This window comes from Spirosoma liriopis (assembly GCF_023196085.1).
Lineage (GTDB): Bacteria > Bacteroidota > Bacteroidia > Cytophagales > Spirosomataceae > Spirosoma > Spirosoma oryzicola.
This window is the reverse complement of the sequence record NZ_JALPRF010000003.1, coordinates 268,813-289,246: the sequence shown is the minus strand read 5'-3', so window position 1 is coordinate 289,246 and position 20,434 is coordinate 268,813. Positions and strand designations below refer to the sequence as shown.

At 42.6% G+C, this 20,434-nt stretch carries 17 protein-coding genes; 2 read left to right on the top strand and 15 right to left on the bottom strand.

All coding sequences use genetic code 11. The annotated features are described in order from the left end of the window. Positions 1–2: 2 nt before the first annotated feature. Complete coding sequence (locus tag M0L20_RS18030; RefSeq protein ID WP_248478387.1) at positions 3–923, bottom strand: hypothetical protein; 921 nt, start codon at positions 921–923, stop codon at positions 3–5. A 267-nt stretch (positions 924–1,190) separates the two neighbouring features. Here M0L20_RS18030 and M0L20_RS18025 point away from each other — a divergent pair, with 267 nt between their 5' ends. After that, positions 1,191–1,610, top strand: a complete 420-nt coding sequence (locus M0L20_RS18025; protein ID WP_248479139.1) for a secondary thiamine-phosphate synthase enzyme YjbQ — start codon at positions 1,191–1,193, stop codon at positions 1,608–1,610. Between the two features lie 183 nt (positions 1,611–1,793). Here the strand turns inward: M0L20_RS18025 and M0L20_RS18020 are convergent, their stop codons facing one another. Both M0L20_RS18020 and M0L20_RS18015 read right to left on the bottom strand, forming a co-directional pair. Then, complete coding sequence (locus M0L20_RS18020) at positions 1,794–3,851, bottom strand: thioredoxin domain-containing protein (RefSeq protein ID WP_248478386.1); 2,058 nt, start codon at positions 3,849–3,851, stop codon at positions 1,794–1,796. Positions 3,852–3,872: 21 nt separating this feature from the next. Continuing rightward, positions 3,873–5,522 carry a T9SS type A sorting domain-containing protein gene (locus M0L20_RS18015; RefSeq protein WP_248478385.1) on the bottom strand — a complete coding sequence of 550 codons (1,650 nt, stop codon included), beginning with the start codon at positions 5,520–5,522 and terminating at the stop codon, positions 3,873–3,875. Positions 5,523–5,692: 170 nt separating this feature from the next. Here M0L20_RS18015 and M0L20_RS18010 point away from each other — a divergent pair, with 170 nt between their 5' ends. Beyond that, positions 5,693–6,457, top strand: coding sequence for a tyrosine-protein phosphatase (locus tag M0L20_RS18010; RefSeq protein ID WP_248478384.1), 765 nt, complete (start codon positions 5,693–5,695; stop codon positions 6,455–6,457). Positions 6,458–6,473: 16 nt separating this feature from the next. Here M0L20_RS18010 and M0L20_RS18005 read toward each other — a convergent pair whose 3' ends face one another. From M0L20_RS18005 to M0L20_RS17950, 12 genes are all read right to left on the bottom strand, one after another. After that, positions 6,474–6,890, bottom strand: coding sequence for a hypothetical protein (locus M0L20_RS18005; RefSeq protein ID WP_248478383.1), 417 nt, complete (start codon positions 6,888–6,890; stop codon positions 6,474–6,476). A gap of 190 nt (positions 6,891–7,080) precedes the next feature. After that, positions 7,081–8,079 carry an acyltransferase family protein gene (locus M0L20_RS18000; protein WP_248478382.1) on the bottom strand — a complete coding sequence of 333 codons (999 nt, stop codon included), beginning with the start codon at positions 8,077–8,079 and terminating at the stop codon, positions 7,081–7,083. 579 nt (positions 8,080–8,658) lie between these two features. Beyond that, complete coding sequence (locus M0L20_RS17995) at positions 8,659–9,414, bottom strand: WecB/TagA/CpsF family glycosyltransferase (RefSeq protein WP_248478381.1); 756 nt, start codon at positions 9,412–9,414, stop codon at positions 8,659–8,661. Further along, on the bottom strand, positions 9,414–10,484 hold the full coding sequence (locus M0L20_RS17990) for a glycosyltransferase family 4 protein (RefSeq protein ID WP_248478379.1): 1,071 nt from the start codon (positions 10,482–10,484) through the stop codon (positions 9,414–9,416). Before M0L20_RS17990 ends, M0L20_RS17995 begins: the two co-directional genes overlap by 1 nt. A gap of 4 nt (positions 10,485–10,488) precedes the next feature. Further along, entirely contained in the window at positions 10,489–11,670 is a 1,182-nt protein-coding gene (locus tag M0L20_RS17985) for a glycosyltransferase family 4 protein (RefSeq protein ID WP_248478377.1), read from the bottom strand. A gap of 15 nt (positions 11,671–11,685) precedes the next feature. Beyond that, a complete protein-coding gene (locus M0L20_RS17980; protein WP_248478375.1) occupies positions 11,686–12,594 on the bottom strand; it encodes a hypothetical protein in 909 nt (302 codons plus the stop codon). An 18-nt stretch (positions 12,595–12,612) separates the two neighbouring features. After that, on the bottom strand, positions 12,613–13,569 hold the full coding sequence (locus M0L20_RS17975) for a glycosyltransferase (protein WP_248478373.1): 957 nt from the start codon (positions 13,567–13,569) through the stop codon (positions 12,613–12,615). A 16-nt stretch (positions 13,570–13,585) separates the two neighbouring features. Continuing rightward, entirely contained in the window at positions 13,586–15,001 is a 1,416-nt protein-coding gene (locus M0L20_RS17970) for an O-antigen ligase family protein (RefSeq protein ID WP_248478372.1), read from the bottom strand. Positions 15,002–15,024: 23 nt separating this feature from the next. Further along, positions 15,025–16,461 carry an oligosaccharide flippase family protein gene (locus M0L20_RS17965; RefSeq protein WP_248478371.1) on the bottom strand — a complete coding sequence of 479 codons (1,437 nt, stop codon included), beginning with the start codon at positions 16,459–16,461 and terminating at the stop codon, positions 15,025–15,027. A gap of 76 nt (positions 16,462–16,537) precedes the next feature. Then, the gene (locus tag M0L20_RS17960; RefSeq protein ID WP_248478370.1) at positions 16,538–17,122 is read right to left on the bottom strand and encodes a sugar transferase; all 585 of its coding nucleotides are present in this window, start codon (positions 17,120–17,122) and stop codon (positions 16,538–16,540) included. Between the two features lie 157 nt (positions 17,123–17,279). Beyond that, positions 17,280–19,613: a GumC family protein gene (locus M0L20_RS17955; protein ID WP_248478369.1), complete on the bottom strand. Its 2,334-nt coding sequence runs from the start codon at positions 19,611–19,613 to the stop codon at positions 17,280–17,282. Positions 19,614–19,624: 11 nt separating this feature from the next. Further along, positions 19,625–20,431, bottom strand: coding sequence for a polysaccharide biosynthesis/export family protein (locus tag M0L20_RS17950; RefSeq protein WP_248478368.1), 807 nt, complete (start codon positions 20,429–20,431; stop codon positions 19,625–19,627). Positions 20,432–20,434: the final 3 nt, after the last annotated feature.

Genomic DNA, 20,434 nt, shown 5'->3' with positions numbered 1-20,434 from the left:
CCTTAGTATGATTCATAGTCGAAGCGTAAGGTTTGCGTCATGACGTTGTCCACACTCATTCGGCGAACGGAGGGCAGATTGGCGGTATTGTATTCATACTGATACGCCACAGTGGCCGTGCCCGTCGAGACCTGTGACCCAATCGTGGTCGTGGTGTTTGTCACCTGCCTCACTACGTTGTTCTTGCTCAGGTTCAGCACATTTTCCAGCCCACCGAAATAGGTTGCTACGAGGTTTGGCGAGTTAGCCATGTTCACAAACCCACTGGGATAAGGTGCCGGAATCACGTACAACCCATAGAACGGATTGACTTTGTCGTCATGCGTGTAGTCACTGACCGATTCCGTATTTCCACTTGGCCCTCTGAGCGGCAACGTTCGGTTATCCGTCAGGCGCGTCAAATTGTTGCCCGTGTAGCTAAACGAGTTAGAGCCCGTTATACTCAGCCCGCTTATCGAAAACTGCCGACCGCTGCGGATCAGTTGATTAGCGCTGTTGTAGGTAAATCCGAGGGTGAAGCCATTGAGATACGCTAAGCCTGACAACTGACCCGCCGAATTGTAAGTGAATGTGTACTGCTCCGTAGGGTTGAACGGGTTGCCCCTCGGATACAGGATTGCCTGCCGCCGAAGCTGTGTCAACCGATTCTGAGCGTCGTACTGATACAGGCTGGTCTCTAGTTCAGAAACGGTACTATCCGGCGTCTGATACGTAAAAATTGAGCTGAGCCGCCCCTGACCATCGTACCGGAACGAACTGACTTTCGCCACATTATTCGGTAGCTCTAAAGTTAACGTTTTGACCCGCAACCGGGAAGCAGTCGAACCAGGGGTAACATCGGGAATGTGGTGATCGGAGCAGGTTGTCAGCCCTAACGCGATCGAAACCCCAATGAAACAGGTAAGTAATCGGTGTGTGATCATAATGGGTTGTGTTTAAAGAGGACAGTTAGCACTACGTATTCGTACGCATCATCACCACCTACGCATGTGATGAACAGAAAACAGCCGAATAAACCAGTCCTCGAACCGGCTTACTGTCAACTATTTATTAAAATAATTATAAACAGGAATACCTGTATGCTAATTTTTTATTTTTCGGCTAATCCGGAAGAAGTACCCGGCAAACAACCGGCTTGCCTACGGGTTTCGATCAGATACCAAATGGCTTACTGCTTCTTATTTTACCTTATGGTTTTTCAGCAGACGATTCATCTACCCGCCTACCCGCGCGGTTTTCACCTGATCACCCGACTTGTTGAGCGTGAGTTTACGGATATGCAACAGATTCGGTTGGGTTTGTTGCAGGTGTTTATTCAACACACGTCGGCCAGCCTGACCATCAATGAGAACGCGGACCCAACGGTTCGTGGTGATTTCGAGCGATTTTTCAATAAGACGGTACCGGAAAACGCCCCCTATTACCAGTATAATTACGAAGGTTCCGATGACATGCCCGCTCATTTGAAAGCGGCTATGCTGGGTCATTCCGTTACCATTCCAATTACGAATGGTCAGCTTAATCTGGGCACCTGGCAGGGAATATATTTGGGTGAACACCGTGATAACGGGGGCCGCCGAACGCTTGTACTGACAGCCTGGGGCGAGTAGGCTCCTTCCCGAAATTGGGCGAATGATGCTGTTGCAGCGTCAGTATATAAAGGGGGAGGTGTCAGGTTTGAGAACCTGACACCTCCCCCTTTATATACTGAATTTACTTCCTAAACCGTCTTTTCAAAAAAGGGTGGTGTCAGTTTTGAGAAACCGACACCACCCTTTTTTGAAAAGATAAGCCTACCGAAGCAGCTTCCACACCTCCGCGACGCTCGTAACGGGTAATTGACAGGCGCGGTTGTAACAAACGTACAGGGCGGTTTTTCCGTCAATCGGTCCGCGATGCTGCAACAGGGGCAAATCACCTTTTCCAGTGGTACCACATAGCACTTTGTTCGGGTAAAACTCGGCATCCAGTTCCTGACGGAATAATTCGGCTTCGGGTCCGACGATGGCAATCTCCGCCGTTGGCCGGACACGCAGGGCAAACAAGGCCGCCCAATTGGTCAGGTAATCGGCATTTTGCTGAATCAACGACTGCACCCGCCCTACCATCCGGTCGGCTCGCTCGGCGTATTCGGGACGGTCCAGCAGCAAACTCAACGTGTATAGATTTTCGGCCATGATCGAATTCGACGACGGAATCACATTGTCGATCAGTTCTTTCCGCCGGGCAATCAGTTCTTCGCCATTTTTGTCCGTAAAGAAAAGGAGGTCGTCGGATGCCGGGTCCGGGTCGGTGAAATTGGTCAGCACGTATTTCGTTAGCTGGTCAGCCTCCGACAGCCAGTTTTCGGTAAACGTAGCCTGATAAAGCGCCACTAGTCCGTCGATCACGGCGGCATAATCTTCCAGGAAACCCGCCTGCCGGGCACGACCGTTCTTGTAGGTGTGCCACAAACGACCGTTGCGACTATCGCGCATGTTTTTCAGCAGGAAATACGCCAGCCGCAGGGCCAGCGTCAGGAACTCCAGTTCGCCAAACACGCGGTAAGCCGTTGCCAGCCCTTTGAGCATCAACCCGTTCCAGGAGCACAGAATCTTGTCGTCCAGGCCCGGTCGAATGCGTTGATCGCGCACGCGCAACAGCCGCGTATGGGTCGCATCCAGCCGTACGTTCAGATCGGCCAGTGTCCAGCCCATGCGTTCGATAAACGACTCGTCGGATTCGGTGCGGTGCAGGATGTTCGTGCTCGGTTGACCGTGTCCCGGATCCCAGTTGCCTTCTTCGGTCAGGTTGTACAGTTCCGCAAACCAGCCGTAGTCATCACCCAGAATGCTGCGCAGTTCCGGGGTGGTAAACGTGTAAAACTTACCTTCTACGCCTTCACTGTCGGCATCGAGCGCGGAATAAAAGCCACCCTCCGGACTGAGCAGTTCGCGTTGCGCAAAGCCAATCGTCTGGTAGACAACGTGTCGGTACAGCGGACTTTTGGTAAGGCTGTAAGCTTCGGCGTATAAGGTCAGCAGTTGCCCGTTGTCGTAAAGCATTTTTTCGAAGTGGGGCGCAAGCCAGTCCGCATCGGTCGAGTAGCGGGCAAAACCACCGCCGAGCTGATCGTAGATGCCGCCGAGGGCCATCCGGTCGAGGGTGATTCGGACCTGGTGCAAAGCCGCGTCGTTACCCGCGCCCGTGGCGACCGTAGTATCGTAGTAGCGCAGCAGAAACCGCCAGACACTCGGCATCGGAAACTTCGGTGCGCGACGCATCCCGCCTTTTTCGTCGTCGGCTTTTACGGCTACTTTTCGGTAAAAGACATCCAGGGTTTCGGGCGAAAACAGCGGATCACCCTGCGTCAGTCCGTAGCGGTCCACGTCGGTCAGATTCAGCTCCCGCGCAAAACCTTCCGCCGATTGTTCGAGGTCGCCCCGGTGCTCGGCGTACGCATCCCGGATGCTGACCAGCAGATTGATCCAGTTGCGTTGGGGCAGGTACGTAAGCCCGTAGAACGGTTTGGCATCCGGCATTAAGAAAACGTTCAGCGGCCAGCCGCCCTGAACGCCCATCGCCTGCACGGCATCCATGTAGATCGCATCTACATCCGGGCGCTCTTCCCGGTCCACTTTGATGCAGATAAAGTTGTCGTTCATCACCCGAGCCACCTCTTCCTTTTCGAAGGATTCCCGCTCCATGACGTGACACCAGTGGCAGGCGGAGTACCCAATACTCACCAGAATCGGTTTGTCTTCGTCAATGGCCCGGCGGAGCGCTTCCTCATTCCACGGGTACCAGTTGACCGGATTGTGGGCGTGCTGAAGCAGGTAAGGACTCGTTTCGTTGATAAGCTGATTGGGCATGATGGCAAGGTAGAAGTAAGCCTACCGGGTCAACAAAACCCGCTGGGTATAGCTTCCACGTTCGTTTTTAATGTTGAGTACGTACAGGCCAGCGGGCAGGTGAGCGGTTGCAATCACTTCCCGACTGGTGGCGACCGTCTTTTTCGCCACCGTCTGACCTTGTATCGTTAGTAACTCTAGTTCGGTCGGGGTGTTTGGTAGCTGCGGGAAAGTTACCGTCAGCTCTGTGCTGGCGGGGTTCGGCGAGACACTGACCGACGCGAAAATAGGCTCGTTAGCCGTTACCGCGCTCATGTCGAACTGACACAGGTACACTTCCCGGCCCGTCAGCTCAATGGTCCGCTGCCACGATTTGTACCGCACAACTAGACTCGTTTTCTGGTCGTCGCTGGTTGCGTACGAGTTATGAGCCGCAATCAGGATCTTGTTGTCTTTCACCACGCCCCGCCAAACGGGTAGTTGCTTGTCCATCAGATCGCGGGCGGGCGTTTCGATCACTAGTTCATAGGCTCCCTGAAACATATCGGCGAAGCGCGACAGCCGGTACAAACCATGCGTGAAGTGTTCGTAAGCCGCGTAGGTATCCGTGCGTGTTTGCTCGAACGACGGATTTTCCCACAGCCAAAGCCCCGATGCGCCCGAGAAGAACGGAAAAATCGCCGTTGCTTCGGCCATGAACGGCTGAATGAAATTCGGATAACTGCTCGAACTGTCGTGATACCGCAGCCACACCCAGGGCACCACGGGTTTGTTGCTCCAGGCTCGGTTTACTTCCACCTGAAACAACAGGTACGGCAAATAATCCCGCGCCAGTGGATTCGGGTAGTCGTAGTAGTAATAGGCCGATGGCGACAGGGCATCCAGCTGGTTGTAGTACGGCCCGCCGACTCCGCTGTTTTCCGACTCTTTCACGAGGTAATTTACCCGACTCAAATTCGTTATCCAGTCAGTCCAGGTGTTGCCGATAACATTGAGATACGTGTTCAGAATGGGCGTATCGGCGTAGCTGGTCACCGACGTATTTGTCAGATCCGTGTGTTGCCGGACGTAGGTGATGCCTTCCGCGTAGAGATTCCGCATGGCCGTTTTATAAGCCGTTACAAAAGCCGCGTCCGACAATTGCCGATAGGTGTCGGGAATGGCCGCGTTTTGCTTGAGCGCCAGAATCCGCGTGTCGCTGGGCAGGATGCGTTCAATATCAAGCGCAAACCGGCTGAACGGAATGGTGTATTGCCCTGCCGCGTTCTTCTGCCCACTCGCCAGACTGGACAGATAGCGGTCCCACTTGGACCGGTACGCGTTTAGGTCGTTGTTCCACGGACTAAACAATGTTTCCCACGGCTGGTTAATATCGGTTGCGAAACCATAGTATACGTTGGCACGTTGTCGGGCCGTAACCAGTGCCCCCACTTCGTTGTCCTTGGCCGTAACCAGGTGGCTGAAGCCGTGCCGCAACGGACTCGCCTGCGAATCGGCAAAACGCGGACCGCCGTATATAACCGGAAATGGTAGGGTAAAGTCGGGGAAGCTGCTCCAATTGATCTGATTGGGTACGTTGACGGGAGTAAACGTTAACCGGTCAGCACACACTTGCTGGGCCAGCGCATCCGCCGTCATCAGACTCAGCAAACCGAGCAGACACCGGACAAGAACGACAGGTTGAAGGCGCATAGGTGAATTTTTCACCAAAACTATCTAAAAACGGTGAAACGATGGCATTGATCAGAATGCGAACCCGTTGACGAAGAGTATACGGCACGGGTTTGTCGTTATACATCCGATCCGGGGTATGCAATCATAGACCAACCATTATAACAGTTAACTTCGTATCTTTGTAGCAGATGCTTACTAAAGGTTTTTGGCAACGGTTTATTCCTACTCGTGACGCCCACGCTCCCACAGCAGACGCTTGTTACTGGCGCGTTGACATGCACTCACACATGTTGCCCGGCATCGACGATGGCGTTGCTGATCTTAATGAAACGCTGACCTGCCTGAAACAGTTGGCCGACTGGGGTATTCAGAAGGTGATCACCACACCCCACATTAGCCGCGACTGGTACCCCAACAGCACCGCCGACATTCGGCAGGGGCTGGTAGCCGTACAGGAACTCATTGCTGAACACCAGTTGCCGCTGACCATCGACGTAGCCGCCGAGTATCTACTGGACGATTTTTTCCTGTCGTTTCTCGAACAGGATGATTTGCTGAGCTTCGGCGAAAAACGGTATCTGCTGGTTGAAACCGGCTGGGCGTCGGCCCCCCTCCGACTGCCCGACATTCTGTTTCGGATACAGACGCACGGTTACATTCCCGTGCTGGCGCACCCCGAACGCTACAAGTACTACCATGCCGACCGCAACGCCCTGGCGAAAATACGGGAAACCGGCTGCCTGTTTCAACTGAACTGGATGTCGCTGTGTGGGCGCTACGGCTCCCAGGTCGAAAAGCAAGCCAGGTTTTTACTGCAACAACACTGGGTTGACTTTATCGGCAGCGACATGCACCGCCCCAACGACCTGCCCGCCATGGAGCAGCTCTTTAAACCATCAACCATGAAATTGCTGGAAGAACAGACGTTATTGAACAGCACGTTGTTGTCCTAAATAGTACCAATGGCCTTTATCGGGTTGCTACCAGATGAACGTGTTTACGGATCTTCTTGGAGAAAGTAATCCGTTCGCCGGTTGGTGAGGTGATACCTACGTTTTCGGTATCGGCGTACCGATCATACACAATACTATCGTTTTCCACAGTCCCCTGACTGTTATTATCCAAATAGCCGAAATAGGTTGCGCTACCAACTCGGGTATAATCCTGAACCGACTCGATGCTAAAACGGGTGTTGGTATGCGTCGTCAAAAAACCGATTCTTCCCTTATTGGTACGCTCTAAAAAGTAATAATATTGGGGTGAGCTACCCGCAAAAATGGACAACGTTCCTGAAACAGGTTCTGACGAAATGGCTCCTTCTATTGTATAGGAAGCTGTCCCGGTAAGCCTGTAATCGCCCGTCAACCCTTGCATTGGTTGCATCATGACGGTCTCTTTGCAACTAGCGCAAAAAGATGCTACAAGGAGCATGGTGATTAATTTGTAAGTTGGCAAATAGTGCATTACCTAAGGGTATCTTTACACGTAGATGTATTTCAGATTATCGCTATGCAATGTCAGCGTATTGATAATCTGAAATGCACCGTACAGCCGGACATGGATTCCCAACATGCTCTTAAATTGATCGTGGAACAGCCTGCTTTCCTTTGGAAAAAACCTTCTTCATCACTTCATTAGTATAGTAACCCAATAAATACGTTAATAGTATTACGATGAATGCATCATGATAATTGTAATTTGGCATTTCTGAAATTAATTTCCGGTAAAGGTCAATAACAAAATAATGAGTTAGATATAGAGTATACGAAAACGCGTCTATGCTATCGAAAAATTTGATCATAAACCTAGATCGGTAAGCAACTACACAGACGCTAAAATAAGCCATAAAAGAAAAGTAGTCATTGTATATTTTTCCAATACTACCGAACTTCAGCACAAGTATACCCATAATACTATATCCGACTGCAATAACCATAAAATACTGCCAAATGGGTCGCTCTATCAATTTCTGTAGCATTTCAGTTTTATAGAGTAGCATTCCCAAAACAAACTCCCACAAATACTGAAAAAAGAAGCTATTATAGTGACGTTCCTCTTCTTGACCCATATAAGCAACCCAGCCTCCATAAGACAATGAAAGTCCAATTGCTATAAATAATGCAAATTTTGGTTTACTCGAATTGACTAAAAACAGAATTAGTGGAAAGCAAAGATAAAATTGAATCAACGTTGACATGTACCAGAACTGCCCCCCAAAACTGTTAATAGAGGTAGAGAACATCTTGAACAAAAAGATATGTCCTAGATACTCATAAAAACCATCTTTGTATACGTTTAAAGAAATATTGAGCAAAAAGATGGTCGTTATTATTAAGTAATAGGGCAGCAGAATTTTTTGGAATCGACGTACAATAAACTCCTTCGCTCCTGCATATCTGCTTGCAACGAGCCCGTAACCTGAGAAAAAGAAAAACAAGTGAACTCCTGCTCCACCCAATGCAATTGCTTTTCCTAAGAACCCAGGCAAAGGGGTATGTCTTAATACATGGTAGAGTACAATCGTCGTAATAGCGAACCCCCGGCTATAGGCTATGAAAGGTTGGTATGTTTTCATTTTAATCAATTTTACTTAGCCAAATATAACTAAACGACTACCTTACGAGCATGTTAGGAAATCTTAGAAAGCTGGTAGTTAGGTCAACATTGTACCAGCCAAGCAGCAAGAATATGATCTCTCAAGGGGCAACTACCAACCGCATACCAGTGGGTAGCAATTTCCTTTTTCAAAGGCATTGTTCAATCGGCTCTAACCAAAACGCAAGCACGCCTTACGATAGCTTATGGACGCTATAATTTATCTGCTTCGTACTGGTTATCAATGGCGAAACCTGGCGCCTTACGAGCAGCACTATCAAGTGATATACTACTACTTTTACTTTAGCCAGTGGAAAAAACTATTATATTCAATGGTATCAATACCATATACAACAAAGGGATGCGTATGCCACGGCCATGCGCTGGGGCTTATAAAACAATATTTGTGTTAAACCATCAAAATCTTTCTACGTGTAGGAACGAGCATTTTAGGCTTCAATACAAGCTATCATTAACATCAATACTGACAGAACACCTTAATAGATGGCAAAAGCCAAAATCAACAACAATATAAGTATGCGATCATACATCAAACTAACTATTCGTTTAAGTAAGGATCCTTGTAAAACCCTAGTTTTTGTTTTACTAGATAATAAAAGAAAGGCATATCGTCAACTATATAACGTTTAAGTAACCTTCTGGGATTAAGAATCATTCGATGAAACCATTCCAAATTCAAGGACTGAAATATTTGTGGAGCGCGTTTAGTTGTACCAGCTTCAAAATCAATAGTCGCTCCAAGTGCCATAAAAAGTTTTATCCGCGTAAATTCGTCTCTGTACTTGCTAATCCACTTTTCTTGTTTTGGAGCACCTACACCAACAACTAAAACAGTTGCATCAGTTTGATTTATTAGTCCTATTATTTGTTCGCATTCTACAGAGTTACTCTCGAAGCCAAAAGAAGGAGAATGAGTACCTACAATAATTTCTCTACCTATACGCTCGTTGATACGCTTCATAGCCAATGAAGCAACTCCTGGCGCAGCCCCTAGCAAAAAAATCTTCACTTCATCATTAAATCTGTTATACTTACAAAACTCAGGAAAAAATGAAGAGCCAGGTATGACTTCTTTAACAGGAGATCCAAGAAAATTTAATCCTAAACCAACGATCTTACTATCACAAATTACCCAATCTGCCTCCTTATAAACATCATAAAATTCTTTATCCTTCTGCAATCTTACCAAATGATCTACATTAGGTGTGATCAGCATACCGCTTCTCAAATTATCTAATAAATACGTTTTTGTAACATTGTGAATGTGTACATTAACAATTGCGACCTTATCCATTACACTACAATTAAATCATTAAACAAATGCCTCTTTACGTTATCATCAAGAGCATTAAAAGGTATATCGACATTAAATTTGGATAAAGTGTCGAAGTTAAACTCATTTAATATCTTTACACTATTACTCACGTCATCAAGAGGCAAATAAGTAGCAGAATCTCCCAATGTTTCTCTAAAAACGGGAATATCTGAAACAAAGACTTTACTACTACAAGCTAAAGCTTCAAGAGGTGTACGACCAAATCCTTCGTATATTGACAAAAGCATGAAAGCTTTAGAATAGTAATATAAGCTTGTTAACTCTTCATTACTGACATAATCCGTAAAAACAACAGATTCTTTCATGTCCTCCAGCAACATCTTTAACTCTTGTGAATCACCCCAACCTTTTCGCCCAACCAATACTAATCTGACATTTGAATAAAGCTTTCTGTACTCCTTAAAAATACGCAATAGATAGATAAAGTTTTTTCTTGGTTCAATTGTGGAAACTGACAAGAAATAGCTGTATGGATCCAGCGCCCATTTCGAAAGAACTTTTAAGTTTATCTTGTTACTTATTTCTATAAAATCTTTTGAAATATTCTCACCCCAGTTTAATACCTTAACAAAGGTATTTTTCTCGATGTCTAACTTGGTGTTATTCGAAATAGTTAATATTGTATCCGAGTAACGTAAAGCCATATGATACTTGGGCTTCATGTAATATCGTGCACTCTTAGACAAAGTTGATGGGTAAAGCTTAAATGCTAAATCATGAATAGTGGGAACAACTAAAAACTTTTTATTAAAGTATATATCTACTGGAGGTGGAAATATAGGGAATAGAGCTACATCTATATCTAAACTTCTTAACTTTTTTGAAAGTAACAAGTTTTCTACTAACAACCTGTTCTCTACATCTATAAGTTGAGTGTTAGGATGTGAATCTAAACTATTTTCTTTTCTAAAAATTGGATATAATTCAACTGGTAAGTCCTTAAGTGCTGAATATAACTCTACACCATATCGTTCAACGCCCGTATACTTTCTGTTATACAAAGGAGTGAGATCAATTGCAACTCGCATATAACTAACAACCTTGTTGTTTCTTCAACTTTCCTTTCCACAAATCTACAATAAAACTATCTAATAACCTTCTTTTTTTCTTGTGTGCAACAGAATAGGTTATGGCTGCATAAGCCCCCTCAGAGAATCGATTCAAATCCCATTGTGATATAATATCGTGTCCGATCTTTTTCTTATTTGCTTTTTCCTCGTTTGATAACTTATCAATCTTAAACATAGTTGAAGCTATTTCATCACAATCATGAGGATTAAACAGATAACCATTGTCTTTAACGAGTGTTTCATGACAACCACATTCGTTACTTACAGCGACAATAACTCCTGCGGCCATTGCCTCATTTACAATAAGGCCCCAAGTTTCTGTTTTTAAGCTAGGTAAAAATAGAGACTGTGCTTTAACAAAAACTTCTCGAATTTTCTCATAAGTTTGAAAGGGTAAGAATATAATATTCTCTATTAGTTTACTTCTTTCTAGTAATTCATCGTGAGATGGCCCTTCTCCCACCATTACAAGTGGAGTTTTCCCACCTTTATCTCTATATTTACTATAAGCGTCTATAAGATTATTTAAATTTTTAAAAGGTACCTGCCTACCTACAGTTAAAAAATATTGATTGGGTAAATAACTAAAGCTATCTCCAGAAACCTTTTCACTCCAAAACTCATTGTCTGTTACATTAAGCCCATAAAATATTTGTTTATTAGTGAAGCCCCAGTATTTCATGGTTTCGTCGTAAGATGGGGACGGGCACAAAAAAGCATCAACATTCCTATAAATACTCTTTTTTACCCATGTCGTGATGCGTCCGCGAGGAAATGTGTCTTTATGAGCGTTATCGAATATTACTACTGATTTTTTGTTTTTTTTCGCCCAACGTATAGAAGTTGCAGATGGAGGAAAAGCGATAGGACCTGCAATAATAACATCAGGATTGATATGATTTAATCTTGTCGTTAGTTGTTTATCTATTAAGCTAGCTGATACACTATTGTAGCTTTCGTTGGGCAAGAGACACTCGATGTTTAATCCGTCTTTTTTTACATTTGAGAAAGAATATAATACAGCTTTACCAAGTGTTTCAATAATATAAAGCTCATGACCTCTTTGCTCAAGATAATTCTGAAAATGATTAAGCCTAATAGGAAAATAAGCATTAAAGTCAATATGAGTAACTAAGACTTTCATATAGTAAATAGTTAATTAAATTTGATATTCTGCCAATAATATATTGTTTATCTGAGGATAATAAAGAAGTACGTTCATTAACTGACTATCATTTCTACCACCTTGTACATTGATTTCATGAAGTGTTTTAGAAAGTCCACCTAACTCTCTACCTACATTGGTATATCTGTGACTTGAAATATTATCTTTAATTACTTTTACCTTAACTTTATTCAATACCGCCATTGACCAGAACCATACATCATCTGCGTATGGAGATAGGCTAAGAAATATATCACTTCTAGTAGCATCTATATGTAATGATCTGGGAGGATATAGTACTCCGCTTACACCTTTCAGAAAATTTTTATATGAAACTGACCCTGGTAGAGCATCTTCCCAATTTGTATATCGGTCAAAAGAACTATTTTTTAAATGCCTGACTTTAGAAGCCTTATGAGTGTGTATATAGTGTGGAAACTCCACGTAGGAGTCGAATAATTTCTTAAGCCAATCTTTGGCGTAAAAAACATCATCATCAGCGGTTACTATTGTATATTCTGGAAATTCTAGTAAGGCTGGTATAAGTTTATTATATGACTTATAGTCATTGCACCATTTAACTTCTAAACCTAAATTTTTTAGACTTAATAGTGAATCTGGCAAATCGAGTTCCCTATTAGGATATTCGTTGGCAGTCAACCATAATAATATTCTATTAGGCTTATACGTTTGTACTAGCAATGAAAATATAGTTAAATGTATATCATTTATCCTATCTCCATAAGATGTCAATGAGACGATAACTTTATGCTGTGACTCCTCTACTCCCCTTTCGGTTAAAGATGAAAGTTTCTTCTCAACCGCTAATCTATTAATTCCATACCTTTGCGTAAGATACTCTCTGTGTATAGATGGCAAAGTTCTTTTTATAAAGTTTTTCATTTTTTATTATTAATAAAATTAATTTTTGATAATGTACTTCAATCTCACGTAATAATGTAATATACTGTAAATAATATGTGACATCTTTAAATAGTTCTTTGCATAATATAATCCGCTATCGCTGTAACATTTTTCTATAAATTTACTATTAGTTTTTCGAGTTGTATTTCCTCCAAGATGTATACAAGAGACAGTAGTGATTAGGTATGAGCTTAATCCTGCATTCTCAAATTTTGAACCAACTATATCTTCTTCGTGGTACAAAAAAGTATTTTGATCAAACCCTCCGACATTTTCAAAAACTTCTTTTTTAGCAAACATACATGAGCCAGAGGGTAAATCTATTTCTATATACTCTTTGTTTATAATACTAGGATCGCAGTATATCATTTTCGTATTTTCCATACGTCTTCTAAAAAAAGACATACGCCCTAAAATTGTAAGCTTACCAAACATCACAATTGAATTTGTTTTTGTACGAGCACATTCTAAATCAACTTCACCTTTCCCGTCGTATAGCAAGGGGGAGACAACTGCAACATTCATATGCGTATTAACAAAGTTCAATAATGTGGGAATAATAGTTTCAGTAAATAATATATCATTATTTAAAACCATTATATATTTAACACTACTATCTTTATAAAAGAAACTAAGTCCTATGTTATTTCCTGTAGCATAGCCTCCATTGACATCCAAGTTAACTATATTCAACTTCTTTAGGTCACAAGATTGCGCATTTACTTGTGTGTTTATAAAGTTTATGTTTTCGTTTAAGACAGTTAAAAGGTCAAATAATTGTTTCTGTAATTCAACTTCAGATCCGTTATCGACTACCAATATCTTTACAAGCGAATTTTCAGAATGTTTTATAACTGACTTTACGCAGTTTATTGTATCTATTGGATTATTATAATTTAAAATAAGAACCCCTGTATATTCCTCGTTGAAGTTAGATATTCTATATTGTGACATAACTAAATAAGAAAAGTTATCTTTTTATTTGACAAGATACATTAAACACTAAATTACTTTTGTTAAGAACATACATCTTCATTTCCTTACCTAAAAAAGAGATGAAAGTAAATAAAAACAAATTTATAGGTACATACACATTTGTATCAAAAGAAAAGTTTAGAAGAAACCATATTACGTATAGCATTATCATCAGGCTAAATAGGTTTTTACTATTTGTGTCCTTTACATAATATCTAAAATGAATTAAAGGGCATATATATAAGATAATAATTAAAAAAGAGAATATTCCATAATGACCAAGAGCTGATAAATACATATTGTCTATTACCATTAATTCTTTACTGAACAATTCAGAAAATCTGTAGTTACCACTTTCAATTTCCATTTTCAAGCCAGTTAAACCCACCCCTAACGGATTTTTAATGAATATTTGCCATATTACGTCATAGGCACCTATTCGTTGGTCTGCTCCAGCATTATAAATACGCTGAAAAGTATTATCTATATAAGTACTAAAAAAACAAATAATTATTATTATAGCACCAATAAGTGTAAAACCTATACTAATAACTTTACTATGACGATTGTTCTTTATCTCAACAATTATGTACACAATAAAAACTACTATGAAGAGGATTATTGTGGTTCTCGATGCTGTCATTAAACCAATTATAATTAACAATAAAAATGTTAGATATGGCTTTTGCTTAAATAGAATCATTTTACCATACAGGCACACTTGATAATAGCATAAGAATACACTTAGTATTAATGGATGTCCTAGCAGCCCTTTAGCTCTAATTTTCTCGATATATATATATTTATTATATATTACTTCATAAGGTGAACTATGAAATATAAATTCTTGGACTACGTAAAAAGCAGTACAGTAAAAGATTATATCTATAAAAAAGAAGAATTGTTTCAAAGATATCTTTTCTTCATGTGCTACATAATATGCTAAGTACGTATAAGTAAACCATGACAACACATCTGCTACTTCTTTTGATTCTTTGTTGTATATAAAATAAAAAACGGACAAGCCTAAAAATGACCCAAACGTTTTTATACTATATTTGGGAAATGTGTTATTATTTTGTCTTATAAATTTGCATATAAAGACGAATAATATAGATGCTCGTACAACATTAAATGGGAGCCACATTGCCTCAGATAACAAATGAGTATCTTCTTCGCTTAAGTAGCCGGAATATGGAAATGTAAACGATAAAGCTAGAATTAGTATGCTCCAGCCAGACTTGTTATATAGGGCTAAGCACACTATCAGAAAAAAGAAGGGTATAAGTAAAGTTACTGCTCCAACTAAAAAAAACTTTGGAATGAACACGAAAATAAACAATATTACAACTGCTATTATATATTTATGTCTTACGGACATCTCATACTTATTATTTGTTATTTTCTCCATTGATATAGGTTTCATTTGCATTATCAGGCAAAGGTTTTACTGGAAATGCTAGTTATTTGACTGATTATTATCTTGTTTTTAATGATATAGACCTGAATTAAAAGAAAATATATTAACGATAGAACAATCGAAATTATTAGTACGTATAAGGCATCTATAAATGCACTTTTTACTAAATAAGCGATCAAAAAATATGGAATGCTCAATATAATATTATATATTATTTGAACAAAAGGTAATTTTATCTTAGTATATTGATAGCACAAGTAATATAACATTACTGTTACACATATTTCGGAGACTACTACGACCAACGCTGTACCAATTTCTTTATATACTCGCACTAAAAGTATATTCAAAGTGACTCCAATAAAAGCTCCTATAAAAGATATATACGCTAACTGTTTATCCTTATTTATTGGTATCAAAATTTGATTAGATAAAATTTGAGCAATACCGACAATAAATATTAATGGTAAAATTACTTTAAAACATACGATAGATCTTTCAAATCCTGGCCCAGCTATTATATTTATAATTTGTGGTGCTAATGCTATCCCACAAAATATTATCGGAAAACTCATCGTTATTATAAAGTTCATAGATTTATTTATCAAATCTTTGAACAGACTATCTTCACGTTCGGTGATAAGATATGAAAGTTTAGGAATAAGTACTGAATTTAGGGCTGAGAATAAGCCAAGAATAATTGAATATAATTTTAAAGCTGTCGTATAGCTTCCAACAGAAGCTTCTGTTGACACAAACCCCAGAAAAGTCACATTGAATGTTGTGTACATGCTAGTGAGCACTATGTAAAGCCCTATTGTTGTGTATGATCTAAAATGTCGCTTTATATTGATATTATTCAATTGAAACAAAATATATTTTTTAGCATAGACAATATTAACAACAGAGTTTACAACGTATGTTAAGCAGGTTATAATATAATATACAGTGTAATCATTTTCATTTTTAACAAAAATTAAAATAAGAATCACGTAAATAAGTTTTATTGCTATTGATCTATTTGTTATGTATTTGAAATCTTCAAGTCCTTTAAAAAACCACTCAATTAGAAATATATTAAAAACTATTTTGGTTATACCTATAAAAAATATGTTTTTATTTTCAATAAATTTATCATTGTTTAACAGAACAATCATATATATTATAACTATCATCAAAGTGATTACAGTATGTAATATTATTAGCTCGGAAAATACTTTACTCAGCTCAACTTTGTCGTTTTTTACTTTAGACACCTCCCTTACACCTGTCAGCGTCAAGCCTAACGTGCTAATAATTATAAAATAATTTATAGTATTGTCTATCCAATTTAAAATTCCTATTTTTTCTATGCCTAAAACTCTAGACACATACGGAAAGACTATTAATGGAACTATGTATTGAGTAATCAATAGAATATTGTTATAAAAATAGTTTTTCTTAATACTCATTACACACTTTTTTATAGACTAATACTATAGTTACAAAGTTTTATTTGTAATTAATTACAAATAAATATGCAATTGCTCACCATACGCCCTTATTACCTTTCATCATTGACTTAACAGTCAACCAACAAATCCATAAGTCTAGAAATGGAGATTTTCTTCGATTATAAAAGCGATCATATTTTACACGATGCACCATTTTAATGAGTTCGCTTGTTTCCCCACGGCAACCTCGAACTTGTGCTAAGCCTGTTATTCCTGGCTTAACGCGGTATCGTTTTCTGTATTCTGGCATGGTGTTCCAGAACTGAGCGCTATGTTGCAATGCGTGCGGTCTAGGGCCTACAATGCTCATGTCGCCTTTCAGTACGTTCAAAAATTGAGGCATCTCGTCCAGATTGGTTTTTCGTAAGAATCGACCGATTGGTGTTACTCGGTTGTCGTTCTTGATTGCCTGCTTAAAGGACGCTACCGGGTTATGGGTCATGGTCCGAAACTTCAGGCAATTAAAGGCAATTCCTCGATACCCCGTTCGCTTCTGAATGTACAGGACCGGTCCTATTGATGTTAGCCGTATGACGATTCCCACGAGGGGAATCATCCAGGACAAAATCATGATGGTGACGAGCAGGGCAAAGCACACATCGAATATGCGCTTTCCCATCTGCTGGTATGTAAGGTCGCTGCGCCTGGAACCTAGCTCAGCGTATACATACAAGGGTTTGTAGTGTGAGTCAAGACTAAGCATTTTCGTTAAAGTAGTTGGTGTTGCACGTAAAAAAGTGAATCAGCAATCTGCGTGTCACGAACTCGGTTAGCACCTAAGCACCGCTCTCCAATTGACCTTTTTTGGAAGAGCCGCCGTAGTAATCGCCGTAGCTATAGTTGTAGTAATACGATTCGCCCTCGCCTACACCGTTCAGGATGATGCTTAGTTTCTGGAAGCGGTTTTCCTTGTACATCGTATCGACCATTTTCAGGTGGTTCTTCGGTGTATGATCATGGCGCACCAGGAACATCGTAGCATCGGCAAAGGGAGCAATCAGTTGTGAATCGGTTACCAGGCCTACTGGTGGCGAGTCAACAAGCACGTAGTCAAACCGCTCTTTCAATTCGCTGAACAGTTGAGCCAGTCGGGGTGAACTCAACAACTCAGCCGGGTTCGGGGGCAGCGGACCCGCCGTAATGATGTAGTAGTTCTCGTACCCCATGATGGGTTGTAACAGCTCATCAATGGTTGCTTCGCCAATCAGGTAGTTGCTCAGTCCGGCCCGGTTTTCGATGTGTAGGCTCTTGTGCAGCTTGGGCTTCCGCAAATCCATTTCTAGAATCACCGTCGGGCGGTCTACCAGCGCTAGACTAGCCCCCAGGTTCAACGAAATAAACGATTTTCCTTCTCCGCTAATGCTGGACGTAAAGAGCAGCACCTGACTGTCGTGCGGGTCAGACCGTAAAAACTGGAGGTTCGTCCGAATGGCCCGGATCTGTTCGCCAACGACCGACTGCATCCGTGGTCTGAATACCAGGTTGTCCGCCGTTAGCTGACGACTTTTTACGACTTCGCCCAAAATTGGAATCTGGGTTACGTCTTCTACGTCCGAACGACGCAATACGCGGTTGTTCAGGGCATCCTTGGCCGTAATGAACCCGATAGGAACCAGCATACCGAAGGCGGCAAACAAGGCAAAGATCATCAGCTTAACCGGCTTGATGGGTTTACTACTGGTCCGAGCCGCATCCACCGTCCGGCTGTCCGATACCGTCGAAGCCGCCGACAGGGCCGTTTCTTCCCGCTTTTGCAACAGGTACGTATACAGCCCGTTTTTGATTGCCTGTTGCCGGGTAATGTTCAGGAGTGCCCGCTCTTTGCCGGGAACCGTACGGATCATGCTTTCGATGCGCTTGTTGTTGGCAACTAACTGGTTCTGGTTGCTGGTCAGCTGCTGGCGAATCGTCTGAACGTTTTCCCCAATGCTGGCCTTCATCGTTTTCAGCTGGCTATCCAGCGATTGCAGCAACGGGTTATTCGGCGACATGGTGCGCGATACTTCTTCCCGCTTCAATTCCAGTTCGGCTACTTTCGTCAGCAGGCCCGTCAAAATCGGATCACTGAATCCTAGCGTGGCCGGGGCTAATCCTTTCTCATTCGATTGATGTTGAATATACCGCTCAATATCATTCAGGGCGTTGAGCCGCATGTTCGTCTCCGTCAGTTGCGTATCGTTTTCTTTGACCGTCGTCAGAAACGTTTGCGCCTGTACGCTCAGGTCTGTAATGCCCTGCGTTGATTTATACAGTTCAACCTCTTTCTCAACGGTTGACAATTCACCCGAAATGAGAGCCAGCCGGTCTTCAATAAAGTTGAGCGTGTTGTTGGCTTCTTTGTTCTTATCAACGATGGCTTCCCGGTTGTACTCGCTGATCAACTGGTTCAAAATGGCTTCGCCCTTGTCTGGTACGGTTTCTTCGAGCGTCATCACCAAAACCGTCGATTGTTTCGCCGTTGGCTCTACTTTCAATCCGGCCAAGTAGCCTTCTACCGCACCCGCATGATCGGCTACTGCGACAATAACGGGTTCCAGAACGCTCGTCAAGGGCTTACGGGCAAATACGCGTAGCTGGCCGTAGGGCGTCTTGATGCTTTGATTCACGGGGTAAGCCGTTCCGTTCAGCTTTACCGTCTTCCCATCCACAAAGGAGATTTCCAGTTCTTCGTTGTACAGCTCCGAAACCGGCTTCTCGACCAGCAACCGAATGGGTGATTCGTTGTAGATTTCTTTGTTGACGGTTTTTGTTGGATGGTAATACCGAACATCCAGCCCCAGGTTGTTCACAACCCGGTCCATCAGCGTGAAGGACTTTAGGATCTCCATTTCATTCTCCACGACCTTACTGCTGCTGAACAGGTCAAGCTCTTTCATCAGGCTCTCCTGCGACATGCCTTTCTTTTCGTCTTTGATCAACAGACTGGCCTGTACTTTATAGACCGGCGACTGGTACAGCGAATACACGTAGGCAGCCGCCAGCGCCAGGATCAACGAAGCCACGAACCAGGGCCAGTTGCGCACATACCGCATGAGCATGGCACGGAGGTTAACCTGTGGCTCGATCTCGTAAGCCTGGTAAGGAGTATATGGGTTTGGATTCGTAACCATGTCGGTTGGTGTTAAAAACGGCTAGCAATAATGGCTATAAAGGATAGAGCACTCAGAATAATCGGCAATGTCTGGTACGTCCGGTCGGCGTTGGCAACGCGTGCTTTGCCGGGTTCAACGTACACCACGTCGTTAGGACGCAGGTAATAGTAAGGCGACTTAAACATATCCCGTTTAGTCAGGTCAACGCGGTTGAACGTCCGCTGTCCGTTTTCTTCACGAATGATCAGCACGTTGTCCCGACGACCGTAGATGGTGATATCGCCAGCCAGACCCAGGGCAGCGGGCAACGAAATTTGCTCGTTCGGAATCGAAAAAAGCGACGGACGCGCCACCTCACCCGATATGGCAATCTGAAAATTCAGGTTACGCACGTTCACGGTCGGTTCTTTAAGGTATTCAAGCAGTTTCTGCCGAATCTGCGCTGCGGCCTGGGTGTTAGTCAACCCCAGAACGGTTTGCGGACCAATCAACGGCAGTTCGATCTTTCCTTCTTCGTTCACCAGATAGCCCGGCGTATACGGCAAGGGGGTCGTTGGCGTTGTCGTCTGTGGTCCACCAGCCCGCTCCGCCATCGTGATCGTTGCGTAGGGGTTAAAGAAGGCCGTCGCTTCGGGACTCAGGCTGCTTACCTGCACCGACAGCACATCACCGGCTTTAATGGTCGGTATGTAGCGGGGAGCCAACGCAATGGTATCTTTCCCAGCCGCATCCGACTGATACAACGCTAGTTCTTTACTGGAAATGCAACTGGATAAGCACGCGCACACGCCAATAACCAGATAAACCGCCTGTGCCCGTATTTTGCGCAAATTCATACT

Coding starts and splice junctions, on each gene's coding strand:
- M0L20_RS18030 (WP_248478387.1), bottom strand. CDS start 923: ATGATCACACACCGATTACTTACCTGTTTCATTGGGGTTTCGATCGCG.
- M0L20_RS18025 (WP_248479139.1), top strand. CDS start 1,191: ATGGTTTTTCAGCAGACGATTCATCTACCCGCCTACCCGCGCGGTTTT.
- M0L20_RS18020 (WP_248478386.1), bottom strand. CDS start 3,851: ATGCCCAATCAGCTTATCAACGAAACGAGTCCTTACCTGCTTCAGCAC.
- M0L20_RS18015 (WP_248478385.1), bottom strand. CDS start 5,522: ATGCGCCTTCAACCTGTCGTTCTTGTCCGGTGTCTGCTCGGTTTGCTG.
- M0L20_RS18010 (WP_248478384.1), top strand. CDS start 5,693: ATGCTTACTAAAGGTTTTTGGCAACGGTTTATTCCTACTCGTGACGCC.
- M0L20_RS18005 (WP_248478383.1), bottom strand. CDS start 6,890: ATGATGCAACCAATGCAAGGGTTGACGGGCGATTACAGGCTTACCGGG.
- M0L20_RS18000 (WP_248478382.1), bottom strand. CDS start 8,079: ATGAAAACATACCAACCTTTCATAGCCTATAGCCGGGGGTTCGCTATT.
- M0L20_RS17995 (WP_248478381.1), bottom strand. CDS start 9,414: ATGGATAAGGTCGCAATTGTTAATGTACACATTCACAATGTTACAAAA.
- M0L20_RS17990 (WP_248478379.1), bottom strand. CDS start 10,484: ATGCGAGTTGCAATTGATCTCACTCCTTTGTATAACAGAAAGTATACG.
- M0L20_RS17985 (WP_248478377.1), bottom strand. CDS start 11,670: ATGAAAGTCTTAGTTACTCATATTGACTTTAATGCTTATTTTCCTATT.
- M0L20_RS17980 (WP_248478375.1), bottom strand. CDS start 12,594: ATGAAAAACTTTATAAAAAGAACTTTGCCATCTATACACAGAGAGTAT.
- M0L20_RS17975 (WP_248478373.1), bottom strand. CDS start 13,569: ATGTCACAATATAGAATATCTAACTTCAACGAGGAATATACAGGGGTT.
- M0L20_RS17970 (WP_248478372.1), bottom strand. CDS start 15,001: ATGGAGAAAATAACAAATAATAAGTATGAGATGTCCGTAAGACATAAA.
- M0L20_RS17965 (WP_248478371.1), bottom strand. CDS start 16,461: ATGAGTATTAAGAAAAACTATTTTTATAACAATATTCTATTGATTACT.
- M0L20_RS17960 (WP_248478370.1), bottom strand. CDS start 17,122: ATGGGAAAGCGCATATTCGATGTGTGCTTTGCCCTGCTCGTCACCATC.
- M0L20_RS17955 (WP_248478369.1), bottom strand. CDS start 19,613: ATGGTTACGAATCCAAACCCATATACTCCTTACCAGGCTTACGAGATC.
- M0L20_RS17950 (WP_248478368.1), bottom strand. CDS start 20,431: ATGAATTTGCGCAAAATACGGGCACAGGCGGTTTATCTGGTTATTGGC.